The organism is Marinobacter qingdaonensis (assembly GCF_034555935.1).
GTDB classification, from domain to species: domain Bacteria; phylum Pseudomonadota; class Gammaproteobacteria; order Pseudomonadales; family Oleiphilaceae; genus Marinobacter; species Marinobacter qingdaonensis.
In genome coordinates this window covers 1,722,571-1,740,167 of the sequence record NZ_JAYDCJ010000003.1, presented here as the reverse complement: position 1 = coordinate 1,740,167, position 17,597 = coordinate 1,722,571, and the positions used below count along the sequence as shown (strand labels likewise).

The window sequence follows — 17,597 nt, the reverse complement described above, 5'->3', positions numbered from 1 at the left end:
CCGTGTACGAGACCAGCGCCGTGGTGAATCGGGCCAGGCGGGGCCTGTTTGCCGCCATCGACGCCAATGTCTTTTACCGCGCCTACGACCCCTCGTTCGATCATAAAACCGCCGAGCGGGTCCGGCTCATTTCCCGGGTTCGGCAGGGTTTGAAGCGGGACGAATTCACCCTCTACTACCAACCGAAGATCTGCCTGAAAACCGGTCGCCACGCCGGCGGCGAGGGCCTGCTGCGCTGGATCAACAAAGACGGTTCGATCATTTCACCGGGGTCGTTCATGCCCAAGCTCGAAAATACGACCCTGATCGATCCGGTCACCCGGTTTGTCGTGGAGAAAGCCTGCAAGGACGTCAAGAATTACCGATTGGCACCGGTCAGCATCAACTTCTCGGCCAAGAACCTCATGGACGACGAACTGGTGCACAAGATGGGGCGCTTCGTGAAATCCCACGGCGTGGACCCGGCAATGCTGGAGGTGGAGATCACCGAGGGTGCCCTCATCCGCGACCCCGCCCACGCCAAAGTCGCAATACAGAGCCTGATCGACCAGGGTTTCCTGGTCAGCCTCGACGATTTCGGGACCGGTTATTCCTCGTTCCAGTACCTGTCACAACTGCCCCTGTCCGGCCTGAAGATCGACCGGGCGTTCGTCGCCAACCTGCCCTACAGTCCCCATGCCCGGACCGTCATCAAGTCCATGGTTGAGATTGCCCAGGCGCTCAGCCTGACAGTCACCGTGGAGGGGATCGAAACCAGGGAACAGCACGACATCGTGTCGGGGCTGGGCGCCGATTACGTTCAGGGTTATTACTACGCCCGGCCCCTGCCAATTGCGGACTACCGGCAATGGCAGTGCCCCGCGGACCTGGCACCGGTCATGCGCTAGCCCGGCGCCTACACCCGGCGCCGGGGACGCGTCCGGCGCGGGGTGCGCTCCGCTTACACAGATTTGCCTTCGTTCAGGGCCAGTGCCCCTTTCACGATCCGGTAGATGATCCAGATGGAAATGCCCAGCAGGATGAACCAGCCGATGATCAGCGGTGTGGTGATGATGCCGATCACGGTCCACAGCAGACCGATCCAGAAGGTGCGGATCTGCCAGCGGAAGTGGCGTTCGATCCAGGTGTTGCGGACATCGTCGAGCTTGACGTAATTGATGATCACGCCGGCCAGGCCGGTAATGCCGCCGACGAAGAACGACAGCGCCTGGAGGATGTAGACCAGGACCGCCAGATTGCGCGCGGGGTCGGAACGCTGGGCGATAGGATCGGGGGTGGCGGGAATGTGTTCCTGCTCGGCCAAGGGAAATCTCCTTTCAAATGTGCCGATTCAGTCTACCATAGGCCACCGGCCCCGCCAGGCGGGGCCTATCCGTGGTTGTTCGGACGATAGCCCAGGCGGAAGCCACCCCAGTGCTTGCCCTTGACGTAGATGGGCACCGACAGGTCGTGCATGATCTCGCCGGTGTCACGCCGGTAGGTCTGCAGCAGCATGTCCTGGGTGTGGCTGCCACACCGGATGCCGGTGCGATCGTTGAACAGTCGCTTGCTGCGGCTCTTGACCAGGTCGACCTTGGCGTCGCCGGTCTGGTCGTGGGCAAACTCCCGGTTGTGAGTGGGCACATAGCCGTCGGGCGCGGCGCAGATGGCAAACACCAGGGCCCGATGCGAGTCTTTGACCGATTCCTGTATCGACGGCAAGGCCCTATCGGTAAAGTCATCAAAGCTGCTGGCGTACTTGGGCGGCAGGGTGTTGGCGATCTTGTCCCGCTTCCTGTCGAACAGCGCCTGCTCGCCGATTGCGCCCTCCCCGATCGCCTGCTCGAACAGCTGGCCAATCCGGTCGGCGCCGGCCCTGGCCTGCTCGTAGAAGAACCGGTGGTAGCTGGCGTCGCTGTGCAAGGCAAAGGCGGCATTGGCGCCTTCGGCCAGCTCCATGAGAGTGGCGGCCTGCTCGGCCAGTGCCGCGACACTGCTGTCGCTTTCCTCCAGTTCACCCTTCACGGTCTCGATGCCGGCAAACACCTGCTCCAGACTTTGCTCGTTGCTCCGATCGCTTTCGGCAATCGACGCCACCTGCTGCTGCACCCGGTCCGACTGATCGCGGATCTGGTCCAGACGCTCGCCCACACTTTCCACCGAGGTCAGACCGTCCTCCACACTGCGGGCCAGGTCTTCGATACGGCTGACGATCTGCTGGGTGCCCGAGCGGATTTCCTGCAGGGTTTCCGCCACCTCGCTGGTGGCCTCGGCGGTGCGGCCCGCCAGTTGGCGAACCTCATCGGCAACCACGGCAAAGCCCCGGCCCTGCTCGCCGGCCCGGGCCGCTTCGATGGCGGCATTCAGGGCCAGCAGGTTGGTCTGTTCGGCGATGCCCTGGATGGTGCTGGTCACGCCCTGGATCTTCTCGGACTTGTCGTTCAGGGCCTGGATCAGCTTCAGGTTCTCGCCCGATTGCTGGTGCACCACCCGGACCCGATCGATGGCGTCCATCAGTGCCTGACGCCCCTCGGCACTGGTGACGCTGGCCTGGTGCGCCATGGTGGCGGCATCGGTGGCCTGGGCCGAGGAAGCCCGCACGTTCTCGGTAATCTGGCCGGCGTACTCGGCGATCTGAGCCGTCTCCTGGACCTGCCGGTCGAGCCGGAGCTTGAGCTGATCGGCGGCGAAGGACACCTGGGCGGCGGAAATCGCGTTCTGGTCGGCGCTGCCGGAGAGTGTGGCCACCAGCGCCCGGCCCGCCTCGGCGTCGGCCAGCACCTGGGCGCACTGGCGGCGGAGCGGGTGATCCGCATCCAGGCTGTGGTCGTTGAGGCCGCGAATGCCGCGCTCGATGGGCTCCAGCACCCGGACAATGAAATACCCCAATGCCAGCGCCAGGCCCGCCAGCAGGCCAATGAGCACCGATCCCGGATCCAGACCTAGCATGGGTGCCCCCAGGGTTGCGGCGACCGCCACTGCGAGCGCAAGCGCCAGTCCCAAAAGAATCGTCGAACGATCAAGCAATGCCATAACAACCTCTCGACCTTTGTTGTTGGTGTGGTCATGTGTCAGCTCGAGGCCATCAAGGAGATTAATGAATCAGACTGGGTGAGGAACTCCTACTTTAGTTCACTCTTTCTGGCTATCGGCCAGGGTGGGAAATCCTGAACCCAAAAAGCCGCACCGCCGACCGGCTCCCTGATGGAACCGGCCGGCGGCGCGGCCTTCAAGAGTGCTATGCCAATCAGGCGCCGACCACGCCTCCGTCATCACGGGTGACGATCACCGTCGCATCGCGCGGGTGATCGCCCTCGGTGCCGAACGGCCAGTCGACCTCGGGGTGCTGGATATTGACGAACATTGTCTTCACGTCTGGGGTGGTGACCACACCGGTGACCTCACAGCCGACCGGGCCCACGAAGAAACGCTTGATCTCACGGGTAACCGGGTTGGCCGCCAGCATCATGTTGTTCTGGTAGGGCGCGGCGTCCGAGCCGTCGGTCTGGATCCAGAGCCGGCCGTTGTAGTCGAACCACAGGCCATCCGGGCTGTTGAAGATGTTGTCGTCGTCCAGAGTCACCACGGCCTCGCCGTCGACCACGGTTTCGGTGCCCTGCTCGCCGGCAAAGACAAAGATGTCCCAGTCGAAGCTGGTGGCCGCATGGTCGCCACCGGCTTCGCTCCAGCGGATGATGTGGCCGGTGCGGTTTTCCGCGATCGGGTTGGCGGCGTCGGTCTGCCCCTCGGTGCGCTGGGAGTTGTTGGTCAGGGTGAAATAGACCTCACCGGTGTTCGGGTCCACCGCGCCCCACTCCGGGCGGTCCATGGGCGTGGCGCCGGCGATGTCGGCGGCCAGGCGGGTGTTGAGCAGCACGTCGGCCTGGTCGGCGAATCCGGTGAAGTTGATGTCGCCCACCATGGAGCCATTCGCGGCCGTCACCTTGGCGGCAAAATCGTCGTCCTCGAGAGACAGCGACAGCCACTCACCGGTGCCGTCGTCGTTGAACCTGGCCACGTACAGGGTGCCCTCGTCCAGCAGGTAACCACCGGCGGTTGCCGCCGAATAGGGCTGAGAAGAAACGAACTTGTAGATGTACTCGAACCGGGAATCGTCGCCGGAGTAGCACACCACCGGCTTGCCCTCGACGGCCGGGGCGAAGATCACGCCTTCGTGGCCGAACCGGCCCAGGGCGGTGCGCTTCTGGGGCTTAGCTTCCGGGGTGAACGGGTCGATTTCCACCATGTAACCGTAGGTGTTGGCTTCGTTGCGGTAGTCGGTATCCGGATCACCAAGACCGGGGGTGACGTCAAAGCGCACGTAGGCGTCGGCGCCGCCTGCAGCCAGCTCCCAGTCGTACCGGCTGGAACTGCCAACGCCATGGCGGGTCTGCTCCCGCGGCGGGTTGACCTCGCTGTTGGCGAAATAGCCGTGCCAGTTTTCCTCGGCCGCCAGGTAGGTGCCCCAGGGGGTCGGACCCATGGAGCAGTTATTCAGGGTACCCCGGGTCTCGGTGGCGCTTGGGCTGAATCGGGTGACCAACTTGCAATAGCCGCGCAGCGGGCCGCGGATGTCCATCTCGGTACCGCCGGTGATCCGGCGATTGAACGGACTGCCGAACACCAGGTCCCAGGTGCCGTTGCTGTCCTGCTTGATGTGCACCACGGACACGCCATGGGCGGCAATTTCCTTGCGCACCTCGTCTTCCGGGCGAACGCCAAGGTTATCGGCGGCGGCGGTGGCGCCATTCGGATGCAGGGCGTCCTGATTGATGTACTCGTGGTTCATCACCAACAGGCCTTCGGTGGAGCTGTTGCCACCGGCCTTCTGGTCAATGGGGAAGAAATGCAGGCCATCGTGGTGCATGCCCACCTGCTGCTCCTGCTCGGCACCGGTGTTGGAGGCGTCGGCCTGGAATTCCGGGTAGGCGCCGGTGATGGGCGTGCCCCAGGGCAGGAACGGCACGGCCGAGTAGCCCTCGGGCACCACCACCTGGTTGGCGGTGGACACCGGAATGGCCTTGAAGCCGAGTTCGGTGGCGGCGCTGGCCGAGCCGCCGCTGCTGTCGGCGCTGTCGGCGGCGTCATCGTCGTCATCGCTGGAGCAGCCCACCAGGGTCACCCCCATGAGGCTGGCGAGGGCGGCACCCACGGTGCCCTTCATCACCGAGCGGCGCTGCAGGCGCGCGGCCAGGACTTCGTGGAACGGATGGTTGCCGGAACGGTTGACCACGGGTTCGTAGTTGGGATCCAGGTAGTTCGGATCCAGGTCGTGCTTGGCCATGTCTCTCTCCCTGTTATTTGGGGTGTCACGTAAGGAGAGGTCAGTGTCGACGGGAAATGTGACAATCGGCGGTCGTGGTCAAGACAGATGGGTTAACGTTTGATGACACCGGTCGCAGTTGACGACAGGGTCACAGTTCCGGCGCGGCGGCCCCGCGCCGGACTCTGGAAAGCGGCTTACTGGGTCATTTCCTCGTAGCCTTCTTCCATGGCTTCACCCGCCTCTTCCGCGGCTTCGCCGATTTCCTCGGCGGTGTCGTCGACGGCGTCCTTGGTCTGCTCCCAGGCAGACTGCCCAGTCGCATCCTCGTAGGTGTTTTCGGCGGCGTCGCCGGCGTCGTCCATCATTTCTTCGGCGTTATCGGCGGCCTTCTCCAGATCGACCCCCTCGTTGTCCTCGGAGCTGCACGCAGCAAGACCCAGAGTCATCACCAACGCCAAGGCACTCAGCGTGAATTTGTTCATAACCGTATCCCTCCAATGGTGCGAACAAACTGGATAATCAGAATACGGTTACATTCGGTAACATACAATTGCCGGAGGATTACTCTTTGGTTAGTGAGAGCTTGCGCCAATCCGGCGGCCATCGAGGGTGATGATGTGGTCGATGCTGACCAGGTTTCCCCGCCCCAGCAGGACGAAATCCCGCCCGGCGCGACTGAACAGATCCCGGATCACTTCGTGCACCATGCAGACCTGCCCGGCGCTGTCTCGGTAAACCACTTCGACCAACCGGCCGGAGGTTAGATATTCGGTCAGCAACGTGTGCACCGACCAGTGCACGGCCGCCGACGAGGCATTCGGTGTTGTCATGGCCAAGCCATCCCTGTGGTTGAGTGAGTCTGTTGTTATAGGTTTACTCAACATGCCGAGACCGACCCGCCCAGGCGGGTCATTTCAAGTCTGGCTCACAACCACCGCTTTCGCCACTGCCGACCGGGGCGAGGGTTTCCGCCCCGCCCCGGGTCCGGCTCAGAACCACTCGGCTTTCATGTTCAGGCAGGTATCGTCCTGATTCTTCAGCAACACCAGGTCCTGGGCGACCGTGGGCAGCTCCCAGTGGAAGAAGTACTGGGCCGCCTGCAGCTTGCCCTGGTAGAAATTGCGTTCGTCGTCCGCGCCCGCCGAGGCCAGTGCCTGTTCGGCGGCGTTGGCCTGGCGCAGCCACATCCAGGCCACGATGATGTGCCCGAACAGGTGCAGGTAACAGGCGGCATTGGCCAGGACCTTGTCCGGGTTTTCGCTCATCAGCGATTTGCCCAGGCTCTGGGTCACTTTCACCGCCTGCTGCAGGGTCTCACTCAGGGACAGCGCCCATTGCTGGCAGCGCTCGGTGGTGGCGGCTTCCAGGTCCACCTGCATCTGCTGCATCAACAGTTGCAGGCCATGGCTCTGGTCCTGCCAGATCTTGCGGCCCAGCAGATCCAGGGCCTGGATGCCGTTGGTGCCTTCGTGGATGGGGTTCAGGCGGTTATCCCGCCAGCACTGCTCCACCGGGTACTCCCGGGTGTAGCCGGCGCCGCCGTAGACCTGGATCGCCAGGTCGTTGGCCTTGGGCCCGTATTCGGACGGCCAGGCCTTGATCACCGGGGTCAGCAGGTCCAGCAGCTTGCCCGCCTCCAAACGCTTCTGCTCGTCCGGATGGGTATGCTGGTCGTCCATCAGCCGGGCGCCGTACAGGCACAGCGCCAGACCGCCCTCGCTGTAGGCCTTCTGCGCCAGCAGCATCCGGCGCACGTCGGCGTGTTCAATGATCGGCACCTGGGGCGCCTCGGGGTTCTTTTCCGACGGCTTGCGGCCCTGCAGGCGCTCTTTCGCGTACTCCAGGCTGTGCATGTAGCCCCGGTAGCCGATGGCGGCAGCGCCAAATCCGACGCCGATCCGGGCCTCGTTCATCATCTGGAACATGTACTTCAACCCCTGATGGGGCTCGCCGACCAGATAGCCGTGACAGGGCGCGTCGTCCCCGAAGCTCAGGGCGGTCGAGGTGGTGCCGCGATAACCCAGCTTGTGGATCAGCCCGGCCAGGCTGACGCCATTGCGCTCGGTGGCCTCGCCTGCCTCATCCACCCGGAATTTGGGCACGATGAACAGGGAAATGCCCTTCACTCCCGCCGGGGCGCCCTTAATCTTGGCCAGCACCATGTGCACGATGTTCTCGGTCAGCGACTGCTCGCCGCCAGAGATGTAGATCTTGGCGCCCTTGATCAGGTAGTGGCCGTCGTCGGTGGGCGTGGCCGAGGTGCGGATGTCCGCCAGGGAGGAGCCGGCGTGGGGCTCGGTCAGCGCCATGGTGCCGGTGAATCGGCCGGACAGCATGTGCGGCAGGAAGGTCGCCTGCTGCTGCTCGTTGCCGAACACCCGGATCAGGTTGGCCGCGGCGGTGGTCAAAAACGGGTAGCCGGCGGTGCCGGGGTTGGCGGCGGTGAAGAAGCCGTTACAGGCGGCCATCACCGATTCCGGCAGTTGCATGCCGCCCAGCTCGTAGTCGTAGCGACCGGCGATGAAACCGGCCTCAGAGTAGGCATCGAAGGCTTCCTTGACCTCCGCCAGCATCTCCACAGCCCCGTTCACGAACCGCGGTTCGTCCTTGTCGGCGGCGCTGTTATGGGTAGCAAACTTGTCCCGGGCGATCCGGTCGGCGGTTTCGATCACGGCATCGAAGGTGTCCCGGTTGTGCTCGTGGAAGCGCTCGCGGGTGGTCAGGGCTTCGGTATCGAGGACTTCGTAGAGCTGGAACGCCAGATCCCGGCGATCGATCAGTGTGTCGGTCATTGAGCTTCTCCTGTCAGTTGCACACAGAGTGTCACAGGCACAGGGGTTAGAAAACCGGCATTAATGACATAAACTTGGCCAATACCGCCACAGCACCCAGATCGATGGGCGATATCAGGCGGTACTGTCCGGGACTGTGTGCGGCAAGGATGCCGCACCCAAGCGTACATGGACGTATTCACAGCGTGTCCCGGACAGTGCCGCCTGGTATCGACCTCTCGGGAACTGCGGTCGTCCGCCCGGCCGCCCCAGCGAGTGGCGCTCCCGGGACACGCATTGACCACATCCCTGTGGGCTTGACGGCAGCATCCCTGCTGCCGACAGTCCCGGGAGCGCCACTCGCTGCGGCAGCCTAGTCCGGGAGTAATCCATGCACACGGTTTCCATCATCGGCTTCGACGGCGCCCTGGCCAGCGCCATCACCGGGATTGTCGATCTGTTCCGCCTGGCCGGGGTGACCTGGGCGCGCATCCACGGCGAGGCGCCAGAACCCCGGTTCCGGACCCAGCTGCTGACCGAGGATGGCGGGCCCTGTCGCTGCATCAATGGCCTGACCCTGATGGCCGATGGCCGCTGGGGCGCCCCTGAACTGGCCCGGGCCGATATCATCGTGGTGCCCACCATTGGCGCCCCCATAGGCGATGTCCTGGCACAGAACCGGAGCCTGGTGCAGTGGTTGTCGGAGCAGGCATCGTCCGGTTCGCTGATCGCCAGCAACTGCACCGGTGCCTTCCTGCTCGCCGAAGCCGGTTTGCTCGATGGCCGGGAGGCCACCACCCACTGGGGGTTCAGCAATCAGTTTCGCCAGCGCTACCCGGCCGTTTCCTGCCACCCGGAAAAACTGATCACGGTGGATGGCGCCCTGGCCTGTGCCGGCGGTGGTATGGCCTGGTGGGATCTGGGAGTGTACCTGGTGGAGCGGTTTGCCGGGGCGGAGACGGCGCGGCAACTGGCCAAGGCCTTTGTGATCGATGCCGGGCGAACCAGCCAGGCGCCCTACAGCGCACTGCAGGTCAAGCGCTACCACTCGGATGAGACAGTGCTGAACCTGCAGGACTGGCTCGACCGTCACTTCGCCAAACCGATTCTGCTGGCGGAGCTGGCGCGGCAGTCCGGGTTGAGCGAGCGGTCGCTGCTGCGCCGGTTCAAGGCGGCCACGGGCGATACCCCGAACACCTACCTGCAACTGCTGCGGGTGGAGCACGTCCGTCATCATTTGGAGACATCCCGTCGGCCGATTGACGAAATCATCAATGCCGTCGGCTACGAGGACATCAGTTCGTTCAGTCGGCTGTTCCGAAAACACACCGGTCTGGCACCCGGTGCCTATCGTTCGCGATTCGGCCGATAGCCCTGTAACACATGGCCTGCGATATGCATCTTAATAACAGGAAGGGCCAAAATTTGCCGCTCTTCGTAAAAGAAGTTGACAGGGTGTTATGAGTGGGGAGGTAGCCATGAACGCACCGATCAGACAAAGCCAAGCCGATATTCTCAGCCGGCTCTACGACATGAAGCAGAAACAGCTGGCGCAGGCGCTCCAGCAGGGCAGCAGCCTGCGCAGCCAGGTCCTTGAAGCGGAGGCCGAGGCCATCTCCAATGCCCTGAAATCCATCCGGTGACCAGACTGACGCAGAGCGTCAGAAACTGGTCATTTTAGGGCCAGGCGACGACCTTTTTTACACCTCAGATCTGCGCGGCAACTTCGGTTCCCTGGCGAATTGCCCGCTTCGCATCCAACTCCTCAGCGACGTCAGCTCCGCCAATCAAATGCGCCTTGACGCCGCTGGCGGCCATTTCATCGAACAGGGCCCGGAACGGCTCCTGGCCGGCACAGATCACCACGTTATCCACCGCCAGTACGCGGGTGCCCTGCACCTTACCGTCCTTGTCGGTCAGGCTGATGTGCAGGCCCTGGTCGTCGATCCGGTCGTAGCGGCAGCCGCGCAGCATTTCCACGTCCCGGTGTTTGAGGCTGGTGCGGTGGACCCAGCCTGAGGTCTTGCCGAGGCCAGCGCCCACCTTGCCCGGCTTCCGCTGCATCAGGTAGATCTTGCGCGGCGAGGCAGTCGGTTGCCGCTCGGCCAGACCGCCCGGCCCTTCGAAGTCCGGGTTCACGCCCCACTCCGCCTGCCAGGACGACACACTAATCTGCTCGCCTTCCGGCTGGTGGCTGAAGTCGTGGGTCAGAAATTCGCTGACGTCGAAGCCGATGCCACCGGCGCCAATCACCGCCACGTTCTTGCCCACCGGCTTGTTGTGGCGCAGCACATCCAGATAGCCCAGAACCTTGGGGTGGTCGATGCCGTCGATGGCCGGGGTCCGGGGTTTGACGCCGGTGGCGATGATAACGTCGTCGAAGCCGCCGTTGGCCAACTGCTCCCGGTCGGCCCGGGTGTTCAGCTGCAGGTCGATGCCCAGCAGCTCGATCTGGCGCCGGTAATAGCGCAGGGTCTCGTAGAACTCTTCCTTGCCGGGGATGCGTTTGGCGTAGTTGAACTGGCCGCCAATCTGGCCGTCGGCCTCGAACAGGGTCACCCGATGGCCGCGCTTGGCCGCCGTGGTTGCCGCCGCCAGGCCCGCCGGGCCGGCACCCACCACCGCCACCCGGCGCGCCACCGGCGCCACGGTCAGCACCAGCTCGGTTTCCCGGCAGGCCCGGGGGTTGACCAGACAGGACGCGCGCTTGGCCTGGAACACGTGGTCCAGGCAGGCCTGGTTGCAGGCGATGCAGGTGTTGATCTCGTCGGCCCGGTCCTGCTCGGCCTTGCGCACGAATTCGCTGTCAGCCAGCAGCGGCCGGGCCATGGACACCATGTCGGCCTTGCCGGCCGCCAGGATCTCCTCGCCCTTTTCCGGGGTGTTGATGCGGTTGGTGGTGCACACCGGGATCTCCACCTCGCCATAGAACTTGGCGGTGACGTCGGCAAACCCGCCCCGGGGCACCGAGGTCACGATGGTCGGCACCCGGGCCTCGTGCCAGCCGATGCCGGTGTTGATGATGGTGGCACCGGCGGCCTCGACGGCCTTGCCCAGGGTCACGATCTGGTCCCAGGTCTGGCCACCCTCGACCAGGTCCAGCATCGACAGCCGGTAGATGATGATGAACTCGGGTCCGACGGCTTCACGGATGCGCCGGACGATTTCCACCGGCAGACGCATGCGGTTCTCGTAAGGCCCACCCCATTTGTCGGTGCGTTTGTTGGTGCGCTCGCACAGGAACTGGTTGATGAAGTAGCCCTCGGAGCCCATCACCTCAATACCGTCGTAACCGGCAAACTGGGCCAGTTTGGCGGCGCTGACAAAGTCGTCGATCTGTTTCTCCACGCCCCGACCGGACAGGGCCCGGGCCTTGAACGGGCTGATCGGCGCCTTGGTGGCGGAGGCGGAGACAATCAGCGGCTGGTAGCCGTAGCGACCGGCGTGCAGCAGCTGCAGACAGATCTTGCCGCCGGCCTCGTGCACGGCGCCGGTGACGTGCCGGTGCAGAAGGGCGGTGGCCCGGTTGTTCATGGTCGACGCCAACGGCGCCAACTGACCCGCCAGATTCGGCGAGTAGCCCCCGGTCACCATCAGGCCCACACCACCCTCGGCCCGCTCGGCAAAATAGCGGGCAAACTTATGGATGTTCCAGAACCGGTCTTCGAGGCCGGTGTGCATGGATCCCATCAACACCCGGTTTTTCAGTTCGGTGAATCCAAGATCAAGCGGTTGGAGTAAATGTGGGTAGCGGGTACTCATCAGGCTGGCCTCGTTGAAATTTTTGTACCGAGTATACACGCGAACCACACGGTGGTGACTTGACCTACGGGACGGGCCACGTATCATCGGCTTTCAAGTTTGACTGACGGAGCAACCATGACCGCAAGGTCTTTCGGCTGCATACATGCCAAGCGTCCACCTGTGACCGCCGATATAGCGCGGCACCGGGGCCGTTTGCCCTACTTCCCCGATCCGCCCGCGACTCTCTGATTCTCTTCGCCCACGGCGCCGGACGCACCGTTGCTGTGTCCGGGCAGAACCCCTGCGCGAAGACTAGACTCAGGCGAACTCCCGTCTCCATTCATTTAGAAGAAAAACCGTTTACGAGGTTGCGATGTCGCTACCGCTGGTTGTACTACTGCCGTTTTTGGGTGCCATAGCCGCGCCGCTGTTCGCCCAGGGCGGACGCACGGCGATTGCCATCGCGTCGTCCGTGCCGGCGCTGATCGCCCTGGCGGCGCTGTTCCCCCATTGGGAGACCCTCGCCAGCGGCGGCGTGGTCCTGCACAGCTTCGAATGGCTGCCGGCCCTCGGCCTGTCGTTCAGCTTCCGCCTGGACGGCCTGTCCCTGCTGTTTGCCCTGCTGATCCTGATCATCGGCCTGCTGATCATCCTGTACGCCCGCTATTACCTGAAGGCGAAGGAGAATGTCGGCAAATTCTACGCCCTGTTGCTCTGCTTCAAGGGCTCCATGCTCGGCATCGTGCTGTCCAGCAACCTGCTTCTGATGATGATTTTCTGGGAGCTGACCAGTCTGACCTCGTTCCTGCTGATCAGTTTCTGGACCTACAAGCAGGACGCCCGCCGGGGGGCCCGGATGGCGCTGGCGGTGACCGGCGGTGGTGGCCTGGCCCTGTTGGCCGGCATCCTGATCCTCGGCAACATCGTCGGTAGCTATGAGCTCGACGACGTCCTGGCCGCCGGCGACCTGATCAAGGCCCACGCCATGTACCCGGTGGCGCTGACCCTGATCCTGCTGGGCGCGTTCACCAAATCGGCCCAGTTCCCGTTCCACTTCTGGCTGCCCCACGCCATGCAGGCCCCGACCCCGGTGTCGGCGTACCTGCACTCGGCCACCATGGTCAAGGCCGGCGTGTTCCTGATGGCCCGTCTGTACCCGGCTCTGGCCGGTACCGAGCAGTGGTTCTACATGGTCAGTTTCACCGGCATGGCCACGCTGTTGCTGGGCGCTTACGTGGCCATGTTCAAGCACGACCTCAAGGGCCTGCTGGCGCACTCCACGGTCAGTCACCTGGGCCTGATTACCCTGCTGTTTGGCATGGGTACGGAACTGGCGGCCGTGGCCGCGGTGTTCCACGTCATCAACCACGCCACCTTCAAGGCCTCGCTGTTCATGGCCGCCGGGATCATCGACCACGAGACCGGCACCCGGGACATGCGTCGGATCAACGGGCTCTGGCGCTACATGCCCCACACCGCCACACTAGCCATGGTGGCCGCCGCCTCCATGGCGGGGGTGCCGCTGCTGAACGGCTTCCTGAGTAAGGAAATGTTCTTTGCCGAAGCTCTGCAGTTGAATCTGCCGGGGCTGCTGGCCTGGATGCCGCCGCTGGTCGCGACCCTGGCCGGCATCTTCGCCGTGGCCTACTCGGCCCGCTTTATTCACGATGTGTTCTTCAACGGCAAGCCGGTGGACCTGCCGGTCTATCCGCCCCACGAACCGCCGCGGTACATGAAGATCCCGGTCGAAATCCTGGTGTTTGCCTGCATCATGGTCGGTGTCTTCCCGGCGGTGTCGGTCGGGCCGATCCTGTACGCCGCGGCCTCGGCCACCCTGGGCGGCGCGGTTCCGGAGTACCACCTGACCATCGCCCACGGCTTCAACCTGCCCCTTCTGATGAGTGTCCTGGCCTTCTTCGGCGGTCTGCTGATGTACAGCCAGCGCCAGCGCTTCTTCGATTTCCACGCCCGCTTCAAGGAAATCGATGAAAAGGCGGTCTTCGAAGCCATCGTGCTGAAGGTGGAAACCGTCGCCCATCGTCTGACCGGCCTGATTGAGAACGGCTCCCTGCAACGCTACGGCCTGCTACTGGTACTGAGCGTGGTGGCGGTGGCCGCAGCCCCGCTGATGAATCTCGGGGTGTTTGTCGGTGACATCGGCCTGTCACCGGTGGATTCGGCCACCGCGGTGGGCGCTGGCGTGCTGGTGCTGTGCGCCGGCCTGACCGCGTTCTTCCATCGAGACCGGTTCACCGCCCTGGTGCTGCTGAGCGTGGTCGGCCTGCTGGTGGCCCTGGCCTTTGCCCGGTTCTCGGCGCCCGACCTGGCCATGACCCAGCTGTCGGTGGAGGTGGTGACCATCGTGCTGCTGATGCTGGCGCTCTACTACATGCCGTCCTGGACCCCGGTGGAGACACCGACACCGCGGCGCATCCGGGACATCGTCATCGCCCTGGTGGCCGGTGTGGGCATGACCCTGGTGACCCTGGCCATGCTGACCCAGCCCTTCAGCTCGATTTCCGACTTCTTCCTGGACAACAGCAAACCGGGTGGTGGTGGCACCAACGTGGTCAACGTCATTCTGGTGGACTTCCGGGGCTTCGATACCCTGGGTGAGATCACCGTCCTGGCCATTGCCGCCCTGGGTATCTACGCCATGCTCAAGAACACCGCCCTGACCCCGCCGCCCAGCGATGGCCAGGGTCACGAGTGGACCCGGGATGCCCATCCGCTGATGCTGCGCCTGATTGCCCGGCCGATGCTGCCGCTAGCGCTGATGGTGTCGGTGTTCATCTTCCTGCGCGGCCACAATCTGCCCGGTGGCGGCTTCATTGCCGGCCTGATCACCTCCGTCGCGCTGATTCTCCAGTACGTGGCCAGCGGCATGATCTGGACCCAGGACCGGGTGCCCTTCAAGTACCACAACGTGCTCGGGGTCGGCCTGCTGTTCGCGGTGATTGCCGGCGCCGGCAGCCTGGCCTTCAGCTACCCGTTCCTGACCTCCACCTTCGGCTACATCACCTGGCCGATCGTGGGCAAGTTCGAGGTGGCCTCGGCCCTGGTCTTTGACCTTGGCGTGTACCTGACCGTGATTGGCGCCACCCTCCTGGCCCTGGTCAGCATTGGCCGTCTGTCTCCCCACTCCGCCATCAAGAGCCCAAAGGAGGGTAACTAATGGAGCTTGTCTTTGCTCTGGTCATTGGTGCCCTGACCGCCTCCGGCGTGTACCTGCTGCTGCGGGCGCGAACCTTCCCGGTGGTGGTCGGGCTAACGCTGATTTCCTACGGGGTCAACCTGTTCCTGTTCTCCAGCGGACGGCTGGCCACCGGCGCCCAGCCCATCATCAGCGGCGCGGACAGCTACACCGACCCGCTGCCCCAGGCTCTGGTACTGACCGCCATCGTGATCGGCTTTGCCATGACCGCGTTCGTGGTGGTGCTCGCCCTGCGCAGCCTGGCCGACCATGACGACGACCACGTCGACGGTCACCAGGGTGACCGGACCGCCCACCTGGATCATCGCAAGGAGGAAACCGGTCGATGAACCACTGGCTTACCGCACCGATCCTGATCCCGCTGCTGGGCGGCATCCTCCAGGTCTTTATGGGCTATGCCCCGATCAGCTTGCGCCGGACCCTGGCCATTGCCACCACGGTCCTGACCCTGGTGTCCACCATTGTCCTGCTGGTTCTGGCCAGCGACGACGCCTATCGCCTGTACGCCTTCGGTAACTGGCAACCGCCGTTCGGCATTGTCCTCGTCCTGGACCGGCTGGCCGCGCTCATGCTGGTGCTGACCGCGGTGCTGGCGCTGTTTTGCCACCTCTTCGCCATCGGCGGCACCGACGAGGGCAACCGCCAGTTCCACAGCCTGTTCCTGTTCCAGTTGCTGGGCCTGAACATCGCCTTCCTGACCGGCGACCTGTTCAACCTGTTCGTCGCGTTCGAGGTCCTGCTGATTGCCTCGTACGGCCTGCTGATGCACGGCGGCGGCCGCGCGCGCACCGTTCCGGGCCTGCATTACGTGGTGCTGAACCTGGTCGGCTCGGCGGTGTTCCTGATTGCCGTCGGGATGATTTACAGCGTGACCGGCACCCTGAACATGGCCGATCTGGCCCAGAAAATCCCGACCGTGACCGGCGAGAACCTGAGCATCGTCAAGGCCGGCGGCATGATGCTGCTGGTGGTGTTTGCCCTCAAGGCGGCGCTGATTCCCCTGTGCTTCTGGCTGCCCAAGGCCTACGCTCGGGCCACGGCACCGGTGGCCGCGCTGTTTGCGGTCATGACCAAGGTTGGGGTCTACGCCATCCTGCGGGTGTTCATGCTGATCTTCGGCAACGACGCCGGCACCCTGGCCAATCTGGGCATGGACTGGCTGTTCCCGCTGGCCCTGATCACCCTGACCATGGGCGTGATCGGCGCCCTGGGCGCGGACAATCTGAAAACCCTGGTGGCCTGGCAGGTGATTATCTCGGTCGGCACTCTGCTGGCGCCCATCGCGCTGGGGTCGACCGCGGGTATCTCCGCCGCGCTGTTCTACCTGCTCAGCAGCACCTGGACCGTGGGCGGCCTGTTCCTGGTGGCCGACATGGTGGCCCAGCAGCGCGGCAGCGCCAAGGACAAGATCGTGACTGCGCCGCGCATGCGTAACCGCACCTTCCTGAGCGTGCTGTTCCTGCTGGGCGCCGTAGCCGCGGCCGGGCTGCCGCCCCTGAGCGGCTTTTTCGCCAAGTTGCTGATCCTGCAGTCGGCCATGGCAGGTCCCCAGATGGCCTGGCTCTGGTCGGTGATCCTGATTGGCGGCTTCTTCACCCTGATTGCCTACAGCCGCGCCGGCAGCATCGTGTTCTGGCGCACGGTCGATGGCCACATCGAGGAGCCCAAGCCGCTCGGTGGCAATGTTTCCACCGCCGCCGGGGCACTGATTGCCCTCAGCGTGGTGATGGTAGTGCTGGCCGGCCCGATCAGCGAATACACCGACGCCACCGCCGCCCAGCTGCAGAACCCGGACGGCTATCTCAACATCCTGAACACACCCATGGTCGGGGAGGACGGCTAATGTTTGATCGACTCAGCTTTCCCCAACCCTGGCTCAGTGTGGTGCTGTTCACCACCTGGCAACTGCTGAACGACGGCGTCTCCGGCGCCAGCCTGGTCATGGGCCTGCTGCTGGCCTGGGCCATTCCCCAGATGACCCAGGGCTTCTGGCCGGAGCGACCGTCGTTCATGAACGCCTGGCGCATGCCCGCCTACATCCTGCGGGTGCTCTGGGACATCGTGGTGGCCAGTTTCCAGGTCGCACGGCTGATCCTCAGCCCGCGCCCGCCCCGGCCGGCTTTTGTCTGCTACCCGCTGGAGCTGGAACACCCGCTGGCGATCAGCATTCTGGCCAGCACCATTTCCCTGACGCCGGGCACCGTCAGCGTGGACGTCAGCGACGACAACACCCTGCTGCTGGTGCACGCGCTGGACGCCGAAGACGGCGAAGAAGTCATCAACACCATCCGCACCCGGTACGAAAAGCCGCTGTTGGAGATGTTCACATGATTACCATCGCGCTCTACCTGACCATCGGCATGGTCACCCTGGCCGCCCTGCTAAACGTCTACCGCCTGATCAAGGGGCCGGACGCGCCCGACCGGGTGCTGGCGCTGGACACTCTGTACATCAACGCCATTGCCCTGATCATCCTGCTGGGCATTACCCTGGGCACCCGCATGTACCTGGAAGCGGCGCTGCTGATCGCGGTCATGGGCTTTGTCGGCACCGTAGCCATGGCCAAATACCTGAAGCGGGGCAGTGTCATCGAATGACCACCCGCCGATTCCGTTCACGAACA

15 protein-coding genes are annotated in these 17,597 nt (G+C 64.1%); 8 read left to right on the top strand and 7 right to left on the bottom strand.

Annotated features, from left to right (window positions below; all coding sequences use genetic code 11):
* Positions 1-2 precede the first annotated feature (2 nt).
* The gene (locus U5822_RS11220; protein WP_322855711.1) at positions 3-887 is read left to right on the top strand and encodes an EAL domain-containing protein; all 885 of its coding nucleotides are present in this window, start codon (positions 3-5) and stop codon (positions 885-887) included.
* 53 nt (positions 888-940) lie between these two features.
* Here the strand turns inward: U5822_RS11220 and U5822_RS11215 are convergent, their stop codons facing one another.
* From U5822_RS11215 to U5822_RS11190, 6 genes are all read right to left on the bottom strand, one after another.
* Positions 941-1,303, bottom strand: coding sequence for a DUF4870 family protein (locus U5822_RS11215; RefSeq protein ID WP_322855710.1), 363 nt, complete (start codon positions 1,301-1,303; stop codon positions 941-943).
* Positions 1,304-1,368: 65 nt separating this feature from the next.
* Positions 1,369-3,012 carry a methyl-accepting chemotaxis protein gene (locus tag U5822_RS11210; RefSeq protein WP_322855709.1) on the bottom strand — a complete coding sequence of 548 codons (1,644 nt, stop codon included), beginning with the start codon at positions 3,010-3,012 and terminating at the stop codon, positions 1,369-1,371.
* A 214-nt stretch (positions 3,013-3,226) separates the two neighbouring features.
* A complete protein-coding gene (locus U5822_RS11205) occupies positions 3,227-5,263 on the bottom strand; it encodes a PhoX family protein (RefSeq protein ID WP_322855708.1) in 2,037 nt (678 codons plus the stop codon).
* 176 nt (positions 5,264-5,439) lie between these two features.
* Positions 5,440-5,727: a hypothetical protein gene (locus tag U5822_RS11200; protein ID WP_322855707.1), complete on the bottom strand. Its 288-nt coding sequence runs from the start codon at positions 5,725-5,727 to the stop codon at positions 5,440-5,442.
* Between the two features lie 90 nt (positions 5,728-5,817).
* Positions 5,818-6,075, bottom strand: a complete 258-nt coding sequence (locus tag U5822_RS11195) for a hypothetical protein (RefSeq protein WP_322855706.1) — start codon at positions 6,073-6,075, stop codon at positions 5,818-5,820.
* 159 nt (positions 6,076-6,234) lie between these two features.
* Complete coding sequence (locus U5822_RS11190) at positions 6,235-8,037, bottom strand: acyl-CoA dehydrogenase (RefSeq protein ID WP_322855705.1); 1,803 nt, start codon at positions 8,035-8,037, stop codon at positions 6,235-6,237.
* Between the two features lie 370 nt (positions 8,038-8,407).
* On the opposite strand from U5822_RS11190, the gene U5822_RS11185 reads away from it, so the two are divergent.
* On the top strand, positions 8,408-9,388 hold the full coding sequence (locus tag U5822_RS11185; protein ID WP_322855704.1) for a GlxA family transcriptional regulator: 981 nt from the start codon (positions 8,408-8,410) through the stop codon (positions 9,386-9,388).
* Positions 9,389-9,494: 106 nt separating this feature from the next.
* On the top strand, positions 9,495-9,659 hold the full coding sequence (locus tag U5822_RS11180) for a hypothetical protein (protein ID WP_322855703.1): 165 nt from the start codon (positions 9,495-9,497) through the stop codon (positions 9,657-9,659).
* A gap of 64 nt (positions 9,660-9,723) precedes the next feature.
* Here U5822_RS11180 and U5822_RS11175 read toward each other — a convergent pair whose 3' ends face one another.
* A complete protein-coding gene (locus tag U5822_RS11175; protein ID WP_322855702.1) occupies positions 9,724-11,778 on the bottom strand; it encodes an NADPH-dependent 2,4-dienoyl-CoA reductase in 2,055 nt (684 codons plus the stop codon).
* 355 nt (positions 11,779-12,133) lie between these two features.
* On the opposite strand from U5822_RS11175, the gene U5822_RS11170 reads away from it, so the two are divergent.
* The 5 genes from U5822_RS11170 to U5822_RS11150 are packed head-to-tail and all read left to right on the top strand — an operon-like array spanning position 12,134 to position 17,571.
* Positions 12,134-14,935, top strand: a complete 2,802-nt coding sequence (locus tag U5822_RS11170; RefSeq protein ID WP_322855701.1) for a monovalent cation/H+ antiporter subunit A — start codon at positions 12,134-12,136, stop codon at positions 14,933-14,935.
* A complete protein-coding gene (locus U5822_RS11165; RefSeq protein WP_322855700.1) occupies positions 14,935-15,303 on the top strand; it encodes a Na+/H+ antiporter subunit C in 369 nt (122 codons plus the stop codon). The genes U5822_RS11170 and U5822_RS11165 overlap by 1 nt, the downstream gene beginning before the upstream one ends.
* Positions 15,300-16,817, top strand: coding sequence for a monovalent cation/H+ antiporter subunit D (locus tag U5822_RS11160; protein WP_322855699.1), 1,518 nt, complete (start codon positions 15,300-15,302; stop codon positions 16,815-16,817). Before U5822_RS11165 ends, U5822_RS11160 begins: the two co-directional genes overlap by 4 nt.
* The gene (locus U5822_RS11155) at positions 16,817-17,305 is read left to right on the top strand and encodes a Na+/H+ antiporter subunit E (RefSeq protein ID WP_322855698.1); all 489 of its coding nucleotides are present in this window, start codon (positions 16,817-16,819) and stop codon (positions 17,303-17,305) included. Before U5822_RS11160 ends, U5822_RS11155 begins: the two co-directional genes overlap by 1 nt.
* The gene (locus tag U5822_RS11150) at positions 17,302-17,571 is read left to right on the top strand and encodes a K+/H+ antiporter subunit F (RefSeq protein ID WP_322855697.1); all 270 of its coding nucleotides are present in this window, start codon (positions 17,302-17,304) and stop codon (positions 17,569-17,571) included. The genes U5822_RS11155 and U5822_RS11150 overlap by 4 nt, the downstream gene beginning before the upstream one ends.
* Positions 17,572-17,597: the final 26 nt, after the last annotated feature.